Annotated in this window: 13 protein-coding genes and 2 pseudogenes; 11 read left to right on the plus strand and 4 right to left on the minus strand. The window is 46.6% G+C overall.

Translation table 11 applies throughout. The annotated features are described in order from the left end of the window. Window positions 1–52: 52 nt before the first annotated feature. From uxuA to P3T48_RS14450, 9 genes and pseudogenes are all read left to right on the plus strand, one after another. Complete coding sequence (gene uxuA, locus P3T48_RS06920; protein ID WP_276506154.1) at window positions 53–1,273, plus strand: mannonate dehydratase; 1,221 nt, start codon at window positions 53–55, stop codon at window positions 1,271–1,273. A gap of 90 nt (window positions 1,274–1,363) precedes the next feature. Beyond that, window positions 1,364–2,764, plus strand: coding sequence for an acetylxylan esterase AxeA1 (gene axeA1, locus P3T48_RS06925; RefSeq protein ID WP_276506155.1), 1,401 nt, complete (start codon window positions 1,364–1,366; stop codon window positions 2,762–2,764). Between the two features lie 191 nt (window positions 2,765–2,955). Beyond that, on the plus strand, window positions 2,956–3,228 hold the full coding sequence (locus P3T48_RS06930) for a co-chaperone GroES (RefSeq protein ID WP_022251967.1): 273 nt from the start codon (window positions 2,956–2,958) through the stop codon (window positions 3,226–3,228). Between the two features lie 107 nt (window positions 3,229–3,335). Next, window positions 3,336–4,964, plus strand: a complete 1,629-nt coding sequence (groL, locus tag P3T48_RS06935; RefSeq protein ID WP_022251968.1) for a chaperonin GroEL — start codon at window positions 3,336–3,338, stop codon at window positions 4,962–4,964. 302 nt (window positions 4,965–5,266) lie between these two features. Continuing rightward, on the plus strand, window positions 5,267–5,482 hold the full coding sequence (locus tag P3T48_RS06940) for a hypothetical protein (RefSeq protein WP_022251969.1): 216 nt from the start codon (window positions 5,267–5,269) through the stop codon (window positions 5,480–5,482). A gap of 23 nt (window positions 5,483–5,505) precedes the next feature. Beyond that, window positions 5,506–7,047, plus strand: a complete 1,542-nt coding sequence (locus P3T48_RS06945) for a RapZ C-terminal domain-containing protein (RefSeq protein WP_276506156.1) — start codon at window positions 5,506–5,508, stop codon at window positions 7,045–7,047. 90 nt (window positions 7,048–7,137) lie between these two features. Beyond that, window positions 7,138–7,914: a nucleotidyltransferase family protein gene (locus tag P3T48_RS06950; RefSeq protein WP_276506157.1), complete on the plus strand. Its 777-nt coding sequence runs from the start codon at window positions 7,138–7,140 to the stop codon at window positions 7,912–7,914. Between the two features lie 21 nt (window positions 7,915–7,935). Beyond that, a pseudogene (gene guaA / locus P3T48_RS06955) lies at window positions 7,936–9,181 on the plus strand (glutamine-hydrolyzing GMP synthase); the annotation flags it as partial. 98 nt (window positions 9,182–9,279) lie between these two features. Then, a pseudogene (locus P3T48_RS14450) lies at window positions 9,280–9,546 on the plus strand (GMP synthase (glutamine-hydrolyzing)); the annotation flags it as partial. 120 nt (window positions 9,547–9,666) lie between these two features. Here P3T48_RS14450 and P3T48_RS06960 read toward each other — a convergent pair. Together P3T48_RS06960 and P3T48_RS06965 are read right to left on the minus strand one after the other, a co-directional pair. Continuing rightward, window positions 9,667–10,410, minus strand: a complete 744-nt coding sequence (locus P3T48_RS06960; RefSeq protein ID WP_276506158.1) for an SDR family NAD(P)-dependent oxidoreductase — start codon at window positions 10,408–10,410, stop codon at window positions 9,667–9,669. Window positions 10,411–10,497: 87 nt separating this feature from the next. Continuing rightward, complete coding sequence (locus P3T48_RS06965; protein ID WP_276506159.1) at window positions 10,498–11,055, minus strand: hypothetical protein; 558 nt, start codon at window positions 11,053–11,055, stop codon at window positions 10,498–10,500. Between the two features lie 532 nt (window positions 11,056–11,587). On the opposite strand from P3T48_RS06965, the gene P3T48_RS06970 reads away from it, so the two are divergent. Further along, window positions 11,588–12,586 carry an alpha/beta hydrolase gene (locus P3T48_RS06970; RefSeq protein ID WP_276506160.1) on the plus strand — a complete coding sequence of 333 codons (999 nt, stop codon included), beginning with the start codon at window positions 11,588–11,590 and terminating at the stop codon, window positions 12,584–12,586. Here the strand turns inward: P3T48_RS06970 and P3T48_RS06975 are convergent. Further along, window positions 12,563–13,006, minus strand: coding sequence for a Fur family transcriptional regulator (locus P3T48_RS06975; RefSeq protein ID WP_158464171.1), 444 nt, complete (start codon window positions 13,004–13,006; stop codon window positions 12,563–12,565). The genes P3T48_RS06970 and P3T48_RS06975 overlap by 24 nt on opposite strands. Window positions 13,007–13,153: 147 nt before the next feature. Next, the gene (mscL, locus tag P3T48_RS06980; protein ID WP_276506161.1) at window positions 13,154–13,567 is read right to left on the minus strand and encodes a large-conductance mechanosensitive channel protein MscL; all 414 of its coding nucleotides are present in this window, start codon (window positions 13,565–13,567) and stop codon (window positions 13,154–13,156) included. A 343-nt stretch (window positions 13,568–13,910) separates the two neighbouring features. Here mscL and gap point away from each other — a divergent pair, with 343 nt between their 5' ends. Next, the gene (gene gap, locus P3T48_RS06985) at window positions 13,911–14,939 is read left to right on the plus strand and encodes a type I glyceraldehyde-3-phosphate dehydrogenase (protein WP_022251978.1); all 1,029 of its coding nucleotides are present in this window, start codon (window positions 13,911–13,913) and stop codon (window positions 14,937–14,939) included. Window positions 14,940–14,946 lie beyond the last annotated feature (7 nt).

Here is a 14,946-nt window from a genome sequence, read left to right on the forward strand (position 1 = left end):
TTTATTAAAAACTATTCAAAACAAATAACAATTAACTGAATCAACAAACATTATGGAAAGAACTTGGAGATGGTTTGGTAAGAACGACAAGATTACCTTAGCCATGTTGAAAGAAATTGGTGTGGAAGGCATTGTTACAGCCTTGCACGATGTACCTAATGGTGAGGTGTGGACCCGCGAGAAGATCCGCGACCTGAAGGAGTACATCGAAAGTTACGGAATGAGATGGAGTGTGGTAGAGTCTCTGCCTGTGGTAGAGAGCATCAAGTATGCCGGTGCCGACAGAGATGAGCAGATAGAGCGATATAAGGAAAGTCTGAGAAACCTCTCGCTCGAGGGTATTCATACCATCTGCTACAACTTCATGCCTGTGCTTGACTGGGCACGTACCGACTTATTCCACGACAACCCCAACGGCAGTACCAACTTGTACTTCTCGTTCCCACAGTTTGCTTACTTCGATATTCATATCTTGAAGCGCGAGGGTGCTGAGGCCGACTGGCAGGCAAAGGGTCAGGCCATGGGCCGTGACATCCTGAAGGAGGTGGAAGAACTGAAGAACAAGATGACTCCTGAGGACGATCATAAGCTGGTGGAGAACATTATCGTGAAGACTCAGGGCTTCGTGAGTGGAAATATCAAAGAGGACGACGAACATCCGGTAGAGTTGTTCCGTCAGTTGCTCGATCTGTATAAGGGAATCTCAAAGGAGCAGTTACGTGAGAACATGCGCTACTTCCTCAATGCCATCATGCCTACTTGCGAGGAGTGCGACATGTATATGTGTGTTCACCCTGACGATCCTCCATTCCCAATCCTCGGCTTGCCACGTATCGTGACTTGCGATGAGGACATCAACTGGTTCCTCAAGGCTGTCGACAATAAGCACAATGGTTTTACCTTCTGTGCAGGCTCTCTATCGGCTGGCAGTCACAACAATGTGGTAGAGTTGGCTCGTAAGTATGCCGACCGTACATGGTTCGTGCACATGCGCTCTTGCCATATCTTCGAGAATGGCGACTTTACTGAGGCAAGTCATCTGGGTGGACGTGCTGACCTCATAGAGTTGGCACGCATCTTCGAGAAGGTGAATCCCAACCTGCCTATGCGCGTAGACCATGGTATGTGTATGCTCGGCGACGAGAACCGTGGTTATAATGCCGGTTACAGTTTCTTGGGACGTATGTTCGCCATGGGACAGGTGCAGGGTATTCTTGCCACAGTAGACCGTGAGCTGGGCATTGAGTATCATCAGCCTGGTTTCTTTGATTAAAAGACAGAAAACGATTTTGCCAGTTGGAGAATTTGACAAGCCCAACTGGCTTTTTAATAAAAACAAACACATCAACCTAAAAATGTAATTATGAAGAAGATTTTATTGTCTATGGCCTGTCTGATGGCTGTGCTTGCCTTGTCAGCCCAGTCGACAGCTAAAAAGTTCGTACTCAACCTCACGGCTGACGGTGAGAGTAATCTGACCTGCTATTTGCCCCAAAACCCTTCGGGCAGAGCTGTCGTCGACTGTCCTGGTGGAGGCTATTCTCATCTGGCCCTCAATCATGAGGGATACGACTGGGCTGAGTATTTCAACAAGCAGGGCATAGCTTTTTTTGTGCTGAAATACCGTATGCCGCATGGCAGACATACTGTGCCCATGGAAGATGCCTGCAAGGCGATGCGCACCGTTCGCGACAGCGCCTCTGTCTGGAACATCAACCGTGAGGATGTGGGTATTATGGGCTTCTCGGCTGGAGGTCATCTGGCTTCTTCCGTCAGCACTCTGGCAGAATATGATGCTCGCCCCAACTTCTCCATCTTGTTCTATCCTGTCATCTCGATGAAACCAAAGAAGGGACATGGGGGCTCCAGCTATAATCTTTTGGGCGAAGAGGGAGTGAAGGACGAGAAACTCGTAGACCACTACTCAACCGAGAAACAGGTTCGCCGTCATCTCACACCTCGTGCCATCATCCTCTTGGCCAACGATGATGGGGCTGTTCCTCCTGTAACCAATGGCGTGGCCTATTATTCCCGTATGCGTCAGGAAGGAAATGAGTGTTCCATGTGCATTTATCCTACAGGCGGACATGGTTTCGGTTTTCGCAGCACTTGGGCCTATCACGATCAGATGTTGAGCGACCTTACCCGTTGGCTCGACAGCTTCAAGGCGCCTCGTAAGGACGCCATACGTGTGGCATGTATCGGCAACTCCATTACCGATGGTTCCGGTATCGATATGGCTACACAGAAAGGTTATCCTGCCATCTTGCAAAATAAGTTGGGCGATGGATATGAGGTGAAGAACTATGGTCTCAGCGCGCGTACCTTATTATGTAAGGGGGACGTGCCCTATATGAAAGAGATGGGCTGGCGCGATGCCTTGGCTTTCCAGCCTAATATCGTTGTCATCAAGTTGGGCACCAATGACAGTAAGACCCACAACTGGGTACACAAGGCCGAGTTTGGAAAGGATTTGCAGACGATGGTCGATTCGCTCAAGGCACTGCCCTCTAAGCCAAAGATTTATCTCTGTTCGCCTATTCCTGCCTTCAAGCCCTCATGGACCATTAACGACAGTGTGATAGTAAACGGTGAAATCCCTGTCATCAAGAAGGTGGCAAAGAAGAATAAGTGCGGGTTTATCGACTTGCATTCTAAGTACACCTTTGCCGACCTGATGCTCGACGATGGCATTCATCCCAATGGTAAGGGAGCTGTGAAGATGGCGGAAATCATCTACGAGGCAATATCCGAAAAGAAATAAACAACATGATGCTTGCCTGCGCCAGGCATCATGATGAACCCCTTTTGGCAGACGTGACTGACAATTTTGTCAGTTTCGTCTGCCTTTTGTTTCTTTGGCACGTTTTTGGCATAAGTCGAAATCGACAAGGCAAAGGCTCTTGCAGGGTTTTGCCATCAAACAACAAAATAACAATTAAAAAATATAGAATCATGAACATTAAACCATTAGCAGACAGAGTGCTGGTACTTCCTGCACCAGCCGAGGAAAAAGTAGGTGGAATCATTATTCCTGATACAGCAAAGGAAAAACCACAGCGTGGTAAGGTTGTTGCCACAGGAAAGGGAACCAAGGATGAGGAGATGATTCTCAAAGAGGGTGACACCGTTCTTTATGGCAAGTATGCCGGTACCGAGATCGAGTTTGATGGTACTAAATATATGATGATGCGCCAGAGCGATGTTCTCGCTGTGGTGGAAGAGTAGTTTTAAAGGTAAAAAAGTAAAAAGGCTTTTTAAAAGTAAAAAGGTAAAAAAGTAAAAAGGTAAAAAACTTTTTGCTGATATTAAAATATTCTTAGAAAGAAAATATTATGGCTAAAGATATTAAATACAATATGGATGCTCGCGACCTCTTGAAGAAGGGTGTCGATCAGTTGGCTAACGCAGTAAAGGTAACTCTTGGTCCTAAGGGCCGCAACGTGGTAATCGAAAAGAAGTTTGGTGCTCCTCAGATTACCAAGGATGGTGTTACCGTAGCCAAGGAAGTGGAATTGGAGGATAAGTTTGAAAATACTGGTGCTCAGCTCGTTAAGAGTGTTGCCAGCAAGACTGGTGATGACGCAGGTGACGGTACAACAACAGCTACCATCCTGACTCAGGCCATCGTTACTGAGGGCTTGAAGAACGTTACTGCCGGTGCCAATCCTATGGACTTGAAGCGTGGTATCGACAAGGCTGTGGCTGCTGTCGTTGCCTTCATCAAGGACCATGCAGAGCAGGTAGACGACAACTACGACAAGATAGAGCAGGTGGCTACCGTCTCTGCCAATAATGATGCTGAGATCGGTAAGCTGTTGGCTGACGCTATGCGCAAGGTCTCTAAGGATGGTGTCATCACCATTGAGGAGAGCAAGAGCCGTGACACCAACATCGGTGTGGTAGAAGGTATGCAGTTCGACCGTGGTTACTTGAGCGGTTACTTCATGACCGATGCCGACAAAATGGAGTGTGTGATGGATAATCCATATATCCTGCTTTACGATAAGAAGATTTCCAACCTCAAGGAGTTCTTGCCAATCCTTCAGCCTGCTGCCGAGAGCGGTCGCCCATTGTTGGTCATCGCTGAGGACGTAGACTCTGAGGCTCTGACTACTTTGGTAGTCAATCGTTTGCGTGGTGGCTTGAAAATCTGTGCTGTCAAGGCTCCTGGCTTCGGCGACCGTCGTAAGGCTATGTTGGAGGATATCGCTGTATTGACAGGTGGTGTAGTTATCTCTGAGGAGAAGGGTCTGAAGTTGGAGCAGGCAACATTGGATATGTTAGGTTCTGCCGACAAGGTAACTGTCAACAAGGATAATACAACTATCGTGAATGGTCATGGCGAGAAGGCCAACATTCAGGACCGTGTGGCTCAGATCAAGAATGAGATCGAGAACACCAAGTCTTCTTACGACAAGGAGAAACTTCAGGAGCGTTTGGCTAAGCTCGCCGGTGGTGTGGCTGTCCTCTATGTAGGTGCCAACTCTGAGGTTGAGATGAAGGAGAAGAAGGACCGTGTTGACGATGCACTCTGTGCTACTCGTGCAGCTATCGAGGAAGGTATCGTAGCTGGTGGCGGTACAACTTATATCCGTGCTCTTGAGGCATTGAAGGATATGAAGGGTGACAATGCCGACGAGACAACAGGTATCCGCATCGTAGAACGTGCCATCGAGGAACCTCTTCGCCAGATAGTAGCCAACGCAGGTGGCGAGGGCTCAGTAGTAGTCAATAAGGTACGCGAGGGCGAAGGCGACTTCGGATATAATGCCCGCAAGGATGTTTACGAGGATATGCGTCAGGCCGGTATCGTTGATCCTGCCAAGGTTGAGCGCGTAGCTCTTGAGAACGCTGCCTCTATCGCTGGCCTCTTCCTTACTACAGAGTGTGTATTGGTGGACAAACCAGAACCTGCTCCTGCTGCACCAGCAGCTGCTCCAGGAATGGGCGGTATGATGTAATAAATGTAATGTAAAGATATCAAAATGGGGGCTACTCTACAGAGTAGTCCCTTTTTATATGTTTTTTACTATAAAATCTTGCAAATTTTAGCAAAAAAGCTTGGCGCGTATTTGCTTTTTTTGTAACTTTGCAACGTAGAAAAATGAAAAAGACGGCTTAAGCCGCTAAAGATATTTTTTTGATTTGTTTTAGTAGATTAGTTTTTAAGTAGTTTGTTTTTGAAAATCGGTTGTCGTGAGACATCCGATTTTTTTTGTCTTTTTCTCTTTGTAGTTTCATCCTATTGTGTTATCTTTGCAGCATGAAAATGAATTTTGACAGAAAAAAAGCATTGGTCTTCCTGATTGTTATCGGCGGACTGATTTATATTACCAAGGTAGGGTTGGGAATGACGGCGCTCAATTCTTTCCTTGCTACACTTGGTGTGTTGCTCATCTTGTTTGTGGGCGATAACTTCGCTCAGCAGATAGATAACTGGCTGAAACGTCGAAAGATGAATCAGGAAAACGAAGAATAGTAGATTTTTAAATGAAGTAAAGAGTGGAACAGTTAGTCAACCTTTATAGTTCTTGGGCAGGCGAGGAGCCTGCAAGTGTGGTCAAGTTGCCTGGTCAGGGAAGCAACAGGCAGTATTTCCGATTTGTCAAGCAGGACGGCAGCAGCGTCATTGGTGTCATCGGAACGAGTCGAGATGAGAATCATGCTTTCATCTATATGTCACGTCACTTTACGCTCCGAAAGTTGCCGGTGCCTAAGGTCCTGGCTGTCAGCGATGATGAGTCGCGCTATCTGCAGACCGACTTGGGCGATGTGTCGCTCTTTGATGCCATCAAGGGTGGACGTGAAGCTGGCGGAAGATACAACCAAAAGGAAAAGGAACTTCTGAAGAAAACCATTCGCGAGTTACCCAACATTCAGCTCCGAGGAGCACGTGGAATGGATTGGAACAACTGCTATCCTCAGCCCGAGTTTGATATCGACAGCGTACTTTTCGACTTGAATTACTTCAAGTACTGTTTCCTGAAACCCACCGACCTTGATTTCCATGAGTTGAAGTTGGAAGCTAATTTCCGCCTTTTTGCCAAAGACCTGACTTCCGAACAGATGGACTGTTTCCTATATCGAGATTTTCAGGCTCGCAACATAATGCTTGACGAAAATGGCAATCCGTACTTTATTGATTTCCAGGGTGGGCGTAAAGGACCTTTCTACTACGATTTGGCTTCTTTTCTCTGGCAGGCATCGGCAAAGTATTCTTTCAAGTTGCGACGTGAACTCGTATGGGAATATTACCAGTCGCTGAAGAACTATACTGAGGTTCCTTCTGTCCGTCATTTTGTCAACCGTCTGAGTCTTTTCGTCCTCTTCCGTACGTTGCAGGTATTGGGTGCCTATGGCTTCCGTGGATACTTCGAGCGCAAGAAGCATTTCCTTGACAGTATTCCTCCTGCCATTCAGAATCTTCGTGACCTGCTGAAAATGGGCGATAAGGTGTTCCCTTATCCTTATATGATGGATATGCTTCGCCGCCTTACCGAGCTGCCGCAGTTTACCCGCATAGAGAAGTCGGCTGTCAACCGTGCTGATGGTTATCGCACAGCCGATACCAATATCTACACTTCGCATCCGCAGGATGGTCCTGCCACCTTCTCCAAGTATGATGGCAAGGGACCTCTGGTGGTAAGGGTGTTCAGCTTCTCCTATAGGAAAGGTATTCCCGAAGACCCATCAGGCAATGGAGGCGGTTATGTCTTCGATTGTCGAAGCACCCATAACCCCGGCCGATACGAGCCATACAAGAAACTGACGGGTCTCGACGAGCCAGTCATCCGATTCTTGGAGGATGATGGCGAGATACTGACCTTCCTCGATAGTGTTTATCGCCTTGCCGACCATCATGTCAACCGATATATTCAGCGAGGCTTTACCTCTCTGATGTTCAGCTTCGGCTGTACAGGCGGTCAGCACCGTAGTGTCTATTCAGCCCAGCATCTTGCCGAGCATATTCATGAGAAGTTCGGTGTTGAGGTGAGAATCTGTCATCGCGAACAGCAGATAGAGCAAGTGCTTCCTGCAGAATAAGTTTTTCTTTTGTAATCAATTAATGGCGTGCAAATTTGGCTATTTCGTAAAAAGTTAGTAAATTTGCACGCACATTAATAGATAGCTATAATGATGCAAGCAATGATTTTCGCTGCAGGTCTGGGCACTCGCCTCAAGCCACTTACCGACCGCATTCCGAAAGCTTTGGTAAGTGTGGGAGGAGAACCTTTGCTCAAACGTGTCATCTTTCGGTTGAAAGATGCTGGTTTCACTCGCATTGTAGTGAACGTTCATCATTTTTCCAGTCAGATTATTGATTACCTACGCGATAACGACAACTTCGGTATGGATATCCGTATCAGCGACGAGACGGACAAACTGCTCGAGACAGGTGGAGGTATCAGAAAGGCATGGCCGCTCTTCGATGCGCATGAGCCCGTCCTTATTCACAATGTGGATATATTGAGCAATGTGGATTTGGGAAAGTTCTATCAGATAGAGACGAAGGACCTTACAGAAGAGTCGCAGGAAGCCTTACCGGAGGAAAAGCCTCTTGCAGCCCGCCTGTTGGTGAGCGAACGCAAGACAAAACGTTATCTTCTCTTCGATGACAGTATGCGGTTGGTGGGGTGGACGAAAATCGAGACAGGCGAGGTGAAGAGCCCTTATCCTCATCTCGATCCTGCCAAGTGTAAGATGTATGCCTTCTCGGGCATCCACATGGTAGCACCATCCATCTTCCCGCTGATGGAGGAAGAACCAGACAAATTCCCCATCATGGATTTCTATCTGAAGCATTGCGACAAAGTACGCATTGAGGGATATGTGAAGAACGACCTCAGGCTGATGGATGTGGGAAAGCAGGAAACGCTGAAAGAGGCAGAGGCGTTTTTATGTCAATGTTAAAAATTTAAAGTTTAATATATTATGCAACAGAAGATTATTATTTTGGATTTCGGTTCACAGACCACACAGCTGATAGGCCGTCGTGTACGTGAGCTTGATACCTTCTGCGAGATTATGCCTTACAACAAGTTTCCTAAGGACGACCCATCTGTGATTGGTGTCATCCTGAGCGGTAGTCCTTACTCCGTTCATGATCAGGAAGCTTTCAAGGTAGATCTGAGCCAGTTTATTGGTCGCATTCCTGTGCTCGGCATTTGCTATGGCGCTCAGTATCTCTCTTATGCCCAGGGTGGAAAGGTAGAGGCTGCTGACAGCCGTGAGTATGGCCGTGCCAACTTGGAGCAGTTTGATGCCACCAATCCTCTTTTCAAGGGATTTGTAGAGAACTCTCAGGTTTGGATGAGTCATGGTGATACCATCACAGCCATCCCTGAGGATTATAAGTGCATCGCTTCTACAGCGAATGTCAAGTTTGCAGCATATGCTTCTACCAAGCAGCCTGTATGGGCTGTTCAGTTCCATCCAGAGGTGTTCCACTCTTTGCAGGGTACACAGTTGCTGAAGAACTTTGTGGTAGATATCTGTGGCAGCAAGCAGGACTGGAGTGCTGACTCTTTCGTAGAGACTACAGTGGCAGAGCTGAAGGCACAGCTGGGTGATGACAAGGTGATCCTTGGCCTTTCTGGTGGTGTCGACTCCAGTGTGGCTGCCGTTCTTTTGAACAAGGCCATTGGCAAGAATCTTACTTGTATCTTCGTAGATCACGGTATGCTTCGCAAGAACGAGTTCCGTGATGTGATGGAGGATTACAAGTGCTTGGGTCTGAACGTGATTGGTGTGGATGCATCCGAGAAGTTCTTTGCCGACCTGGCTGGTGTGACCGATCCTGAGCAGAAGCGCAAGATTATAGGCCGCGACTTTGTGGAGGTATTCAATGCTGAGGCTAAGAAGCAGACCGGAGCCAAGTGGTTGGCACAGGGAACTATCTATCCCGACCGTATCGAGAGCTTGAATATTACTGGTAAGGTCATCAAGAGCCATCACAATGTGGGTGGTCTTCCTAAGGAGATGAACCTTCAGTTGTGCGAGCCATTGAAGTGGTTGTTCAAGGATGAGGTTCGTCGTGTAGGCCGATCTATGGGAATGCCTGAGCATCTGATTACCCGTCATCCTTTCCCAGGTCCTGGTTTGGCAGTACGTATTCTGGGTGATATCACTCCCGAGAAGGTGCGTATTCTTCAGGATGCCGATGATATCTATATCCGCGGCTTGCGTGAGTACAAGGTGAAGTTGAGTGGTGAGGAAGCCCGCCGTGTATTGGCTGCTGGTGTTCCTGCCGACATGCAGAATGGCGAGATAGAGGTTTCTCTCTACGACCAGATCTGGCAGGCAGGTACCGTATTGCTTTCTACTGTCCGTTCGGTAGGAGTGATGGGTGACGAGCGTACATACGAGCATCCAGTAGCTCTGCGTGCTGTGACCAGTACCGATGCGATGACAGCCGACTGGGCACATCTGCCTTACGACTTCATGGCAAAGGTTAGCAACGAGATTATTAACAAGGTGAAGGGTGTGAACCGCGTTTGCTACGACATCTCTTCAAAACCACCTTCGACAATCGAGTGGGAGTAAGGCTTTCTCCCCGTGATGATTTCTTCGCGGGTAAAGATTAGAAAAGCAGATTCCTGCCATCTATACTATAAATCCCTCCTTCGGGTATCATGCCTGAAGGAGGGATTTTTTTGACCCATATTATTGAGAGATTTTCAACCTTGTCCACAGCCATCTTGGTATGTGACGCCAGAAGAAGACGAGGATGGCGTAGCGCCAGTCTATGACTTTTACTTCTTTCCCTTTCTCAATGGCATGTACGATGTGCCTTGCCACTTCTTCTGCTCTTAGCTGTAGCGGATATTTGCTGCCTGCAATCAGGTCGGTTGCCACAAATCCTGGCCGTATGTCTGTTATCGAGATGGGAAGCTGGCGCATACGTGCTTGCTGGGCAAGGCATTCCAAGTAGTGGTTTTGGAATCGTTTGGTGGCAGAATAGGCTGGGGCAGCACCAAGTCCTTTTGTTCCTGCTATGGAGGTGATGCAGGCAATGCGATATGTATGCTTATTTTCGGTTGTTGTGGTGTGGGCAGCAAACCAGTTGAATGCGGTGTCTACCATTCTTGTGAATCCCATTCCGTTCGTTACCACCGTCTTCAGTTCTTTCTCTATATCGAGCAGGTTGTTTTGCCAACCTATACCCGAACTATGGAAGTATAGATCCATACCTCCCAACTTATCGATGAGTTGCTGCAGTAGGTGAGGAGCATCGGCTGATGTGACATCTATCTGTTGATAGCAGGTGATGCCGTCAGTCATCAGTGCCTGTAGCCTTTCTGTTCTTCTACCGGCTATACCCACTTGCCATCCTTTGGCGGCAAGCAGTTTTGCCACTTCCATTCCGATGCCCGATGTGGCACCCATAACGATAGCTTTCTTTGCCATATTGTCTTTATAAAGGGAAGGTTTGTCTTTATGAGTTGCAAATGTACAAAGTTTTTTGTGTATACGACATCTTGTTGCCGAAAAACATCAATATGCCCCGACGATTTTCCAGTTTTCTATCAGATGGAACAGTTTTGACATGGCAGGTTTGTAATCGTCGGGATAGGTGAGCGAGTAGACGAAGAGGAGTTTGCCACTCTTGATGAATTTGTCGTAATGACTGTAACCCTTCATGCGTACTCCGTTTTCGTATACCGGACCTGCAAGCAGAAATGATGAGTCCCTGTTCATGGTTTTTGTGGCATGAAGCTTTGTCGCCAACGAGTCGGCACATGTCTGTAATGATGTGCAATGATTCTTCGTTACATAACTTTCCAACACCACATTGGCGCGGTCGGTATAGCTGAATCTGGCATAGCTTTGATAGTTGGTGAGCGATGTGTCCTCATGTTCGAAGAAATCGGGATAGCTGATGGTGTAGCCATAGGTAGGGTCGCGATAATCGAACAGCTGACTGATGTCTATCTTTTTCTTGAAGTCTATGTACGGTTTCGACTGATTGCTTTGGTAAGCAAAGGTGCCATACATATTGAAAAATAAGATGATGACGATGACTGCAATGATGATGAAGAAAATCTTTTTCATACGTTTGCTTTTTTATGGGTAAACTGTTGCTTTGAATGTTTGATGACTACAAAAGTATGACAAAGGTTTGAATGTGCCCAAAAAATAGTCTGACATTTGTCTGACAATTTATCTTCTTGTTGAATTTCCAACTGTTCAGCATCCCCTACTGCCACAAGTAGTTACTTTGTTACCATATAAATGTCTTCAGATTGTGATGGAATTGTTTTTTCTCTCTAATGAAATCTTCGTTCAAAGGCTCCGAACGTACATTCAAAGGCTCTGAACGCACATTCAAAGGCACTGAACGCACATTCAAAGGCTCTGAACGCACATTCAAAGGCTTTGAATAGAACTTTTATGGGTTAAACAGAACATTTATATAGTATAAGAGAAAGTTTTTCTCAGTATTAAGTGAACGTTTTATAGGAATTCAAGGCTGCTGACACAAGTATGGCATTTGTGAAAGTTCAGTTAAAATATGCTTTTATGTTTTGTTCTCTTTGTTTTTTTGAGTAATTTTGCAGTATTGGAAAACGAATGATGGGAAGATATGAAGAAAAGAAAGTTTCATATAATAATAGGTGTAGTCTTGGGCATTGTTGTGCTTGTGGCAGCAAGTTTGTATGGAGTAAGCAGCTATATGCTCGCTTACTCGCTCAACTATCCAGAGCAGGAGCGAATGACAGCCGAGCATTGGAAGACGAGAATAAAGAGTGAGTGTCCCTGGATTTCGGTCTGGATGGACTCAGTGTATCAGCATCATTGCGTGAAAGACACCTTCCTGCTGATGCCTTCGGGCTATAAGGCTCATGCCCTTTATCTCTATGCCCCCAAGTCTACTGACAGAACAGCCATTGTGGTTCATGGCTACAAGGTGCGTGCCGAGGGAATGCTCCACATCGCCTATCTCTACAATCATGATATGGGGTATAATGTGCTCCTTCCCGATCTGTATGGACATGGCAAGAGCGAGGGCGATCATATACAAATGGGGGGGAACGACCGATGGGACGTCATCAGATGGTCGCAAGTAGCCCATGAGATATTTAAAGTGAAGAGTAAAGAACGAAGAGTGAAGAATACGTGGCAGCTGATTCATGGCATATCGATGGGTGCAGCTACTACGATGGCTGTTGCGGGCGAGAAGACTCCGGGATATGTGAAGTGCTTTGTGGAGGATTGTGGTTATACCAGTGTGTGGGACGAGTTTGCTGCTCAGCTCAAAGACCAGTTTGGCTTGCCAGCTTTCCCTTTGATGAACACCACTTCCGCGCTTTGCCAGCACAAGTATGGCTGGTCGTTTGCTGAGGCTCAGCAGATATCCCAAGTCCGTAAGAGCACCAAACCGATGCTCTTTATCCATGGCGACAAGGATGGCTTTGTGCCTTATGCCATGCTTCACCCCCTGTACGATGCAAAGGAGAGAGGGCGCAAGGCTATTTTTATCGCCAAAGGCTCAGTTCATGCCATGGCTTACCGCGATCATCATGAGGAATATACCCGTGTGGTGAAAGACTTTGTATTGTTATGTTCTATGGAGTGGGGATGATTTTTTTCTCTTACATTCGGGGCATTCGCCTTTGATGACAAAGGAAACGGAATGAGGACAGAATCCTTCGGGCAGTTCAAAACTTGGAATATGGATGTCGTCCAGACAGAAAGAGCGCTGGCACGTCTCGCAGTAGAAGTGGATATGTCCGTCATGATGGTCGCACTTGCCCTCTTCCTCGCACAGTTCGTAGTTGAGTATGCCACGTCCGTCCTCAAAGGCATGCACCACATCATGCTCCAAGAACAAGGTGAGTGTACGGAATATGCTCGATTTGTCCATCGATGGCATCAAGGTTTCCATGTCGCCAAGGCTCATCGGGGCAGAATGACTGAGCAAAGCCTTGTACACCAATATCCTGTTGGCGGTGGGTTTGATGCCTTTTCTTGTCAACTTGTCTGTAGCTTGCTGGCTGTTCATCTCTTTGGTTACTGTTGGGTGACGGTGAAAATATGAAAGCGGGTATGTCTCTTTAATAGTCACTAAGGTGCAATAATAGCGTAGGTTCAGCAGAGTCTTTTCGTCATAGCGAAACTCTGCCGCCCCACGCCCGATAGAATATGAATGTTACTTGTTCTTCAACAAGTCGCGAATTTCGGTAAGGAGTTTTTCCTCTGCCGTAGGCTTAGGCTCTGGCTTGGGCTCTTCCTCCTTCTTCTTGGCAAATTTGTTGACCAGTTTGATCAGCATGAAGATACAGAAAGCCACGATGAAGAAGTCGAGGCAGGTCTGCAGGAAGTTGCCATAGTTGATGGTGGCAGCAGGCAGTTTCTCGCCGGCTACTTCCACGGTAGGAAGTGAAATCTTCAGTTCCGAGAAGTTGACACCACCGATAATCCATCCAATAGGAGGCATGATGAGATCGTCTACCAACGAACTGACGATTTTGCCAAAGGCACCACCAATGATGACACCGACAGCCATATCGAGCACATTGCCACGCATGGCGAATTGCTTGAATTCACTCAGAAATTTACTCATCTTTTCTTTTTATTATTTTAAGTTTGACATATACACCTTATTATATATAGGGCTGCTGCAACTGCAGTCACGCATTCATACTTTTTATTTTGCAATATGGAGTTGTCAGTATGGCCCCTTAAGGCATGAAAAGACTACGATATTCTGCAACATGCAGTCTTTTTTAAATAATTTAATACTCAATTCGTGTGCAAAGTTAGAAAAAAATTAGTAACTTTGCGCTCGATAAGAAAAAAAATTGCTCAAAAGTATTGCTTTTTGAATGTTTCAGCTCATTGGCAAGTGCTTCGAGGCTTATTAAGGTAAAAATTATTTTCAACCATTAATTTAAATATTAAACAAAATGACAAAAGTTGCTATTAACGGCTTCGGCCGTATCGGTCGTCTGGCTTTCCGTCAGATGTTTGAGGCAGAGGGTTATGAGGTAGTTGCTATCAACGACCTTACATCTCCAAAAATGTTGGCTCACCTTCTTAAGTATGATACAGCTCAGGGTGGCTTCGCTGGCAAGTACGGTGAGGGCAAGCACACTGTAGAGGCAACAGACAACTCTATCATCGTTGACGGTAAGGAAATCACTATCTATGCTAAGCCAAACGCAGCTGAGCTTCCTTGGGGTGAGCTTGGTGTTGACGTAGTACTCGAGTGCACTGGTTTCTATACATCTAAGGAGAAGGCTTCTGCTCACCTTACAGCAGGTGCTAAGAAGGTAGTTATCTCTGCTCCTGCAGGTAACGATCTTCCTACTATCGTTTACAACACAAACCACAAGACTTTGACTCCAGCCGATACAGTTATCTCTGCAGCTTCTTGTACAACTAACTGCTTGGCTCCTATGGCTGACACTTTGAACAAGTACGCAGCTATCCAGTCTGGTATTATGTCTACTATCCACGCTTACACAGGTGACCAGATGATTCTCGACGGTCCTCAGCGTAAGGGTGACCTCCGTCGTTCACGTGCAGGTGCTCAGAACATCGTTCCAAACACAACAGGTGCTGCTAAGGCCATCGGTCTCGTAATTCCTGAGTTGAACGGTAAGTTGATCGGTTCTGCACAGCGCGTTCCAACTCCAACAGGTTCTACAACTATCCTCATAGCTGTTGTTAAGGGTAAGGACGTAACTGTTGAGGGTATCAACGCTGCTATGAAGGCTGCTTCTAATGAGAGCTTCGGTTACAACGAGGATCTGATCGTATCTTCTGATATCATCGGTATGCGTTACGGTTCTCTCTTCGATGCTACTCAGACAATGGTTAGCAAGATTGACGACGATACATATCAGGTACAGGTTGTTTCTTGGTACGACAATGAGAACTCTTATACTTCTCAGATGGTTCGTACTATCAAGTACCTCGCTGAGTTGAAGTAATACCGCA

It is taken from the genome of Segatella intestinalis (assembly GCF_029348455.1).
Lineage (GTDB): Bacteria > Bacteroidota > Bacteroidia > Bacteroidales > Bacteroidaceae > Prevotella.

Bases quoted from the DNA above. Each gene is read 5' to 3' on its own strand.
- uxuA (WP_276506154.1), top strand. From the start codon at position 53: ATGGAAAGAACTTGGAGATGGTTTGGTAAGAACGACAAGATTACCTTA.
- axeA1 (WP_276506155.1), top strand. From the start codon at position 1,364: ATGAAGAAGATTTTATTGTCTATGGCCTGTCTGATGGCTGTGCTTGCC.
- P3T48_RS06930 (WP_022251967.1), top strand. From the start codon at position 2,956: ATGAACATTAAACCATTAGCAGACAGAGTGCTGGTACTTCCTGCACCA.
- groL (WP_022251968.1), top strand. From the start codon at position 3,336: ATGGCTAAAGATATTAAATACAATATGGATGCTCGCGACCTCTTGAAG.
- P3T48_RS06940 (WP_022251969.1), top strand. From the start codon at position 5,267: ATGAAAATGAATTTTGACAGAAAAAAAGCATTGGTCTTCCTGATTGTT.
- P3T48_RS06950 (WP_276506157.1), top strand. From the start codon at position 7,138: ATGATGCAAGCAATGATTTTCGCTGCAGGTCTGGGCACTCGCCTCAAG.
- P3T48_RS06960 (WP_276506158.1), bottom strand. From the start codon at position 10,410: ATGGCAAAGAAAGCTATCGTTATGGGTGCCACATCGGGCATCGGAATG.
- P3T48_RS06965 (WP_276506159.1), bottom strand. From the start codon at position 11,055: ATGAAAAAGATTTTCTTCATCATCATTGCAGTCATCGTCATCATCTTA.
- P3T48_RS06970 (WP_276506160.1), top strand. From the start codon at position 11,588: ATGAAGAAAAGAAAGTTTCATATAATAATAGGTGTAGTCTTGGGCATT.
- P3T48_RS06975 (WP_158464171.1), bottom strand. From the start codon at position 13,006: ATGAACAGCCAGCAAGCTACAGACAAGTTGACAAGAAAAGGCATCAAA.
- mscL (WP_276506161.1), bottom strand. From the start codon at position 13,567: ATGAGTAAATTTCTGAGTGAATTCAAGCAATTCGCCATGCGTGGCAAT.
- gap (WP_022251978.1), top strand. From the start codon at position 13,911: ATGACAAAAGTTGCTATTAACGGCTTCGGCCGTATCGGTCGTCTGGCT.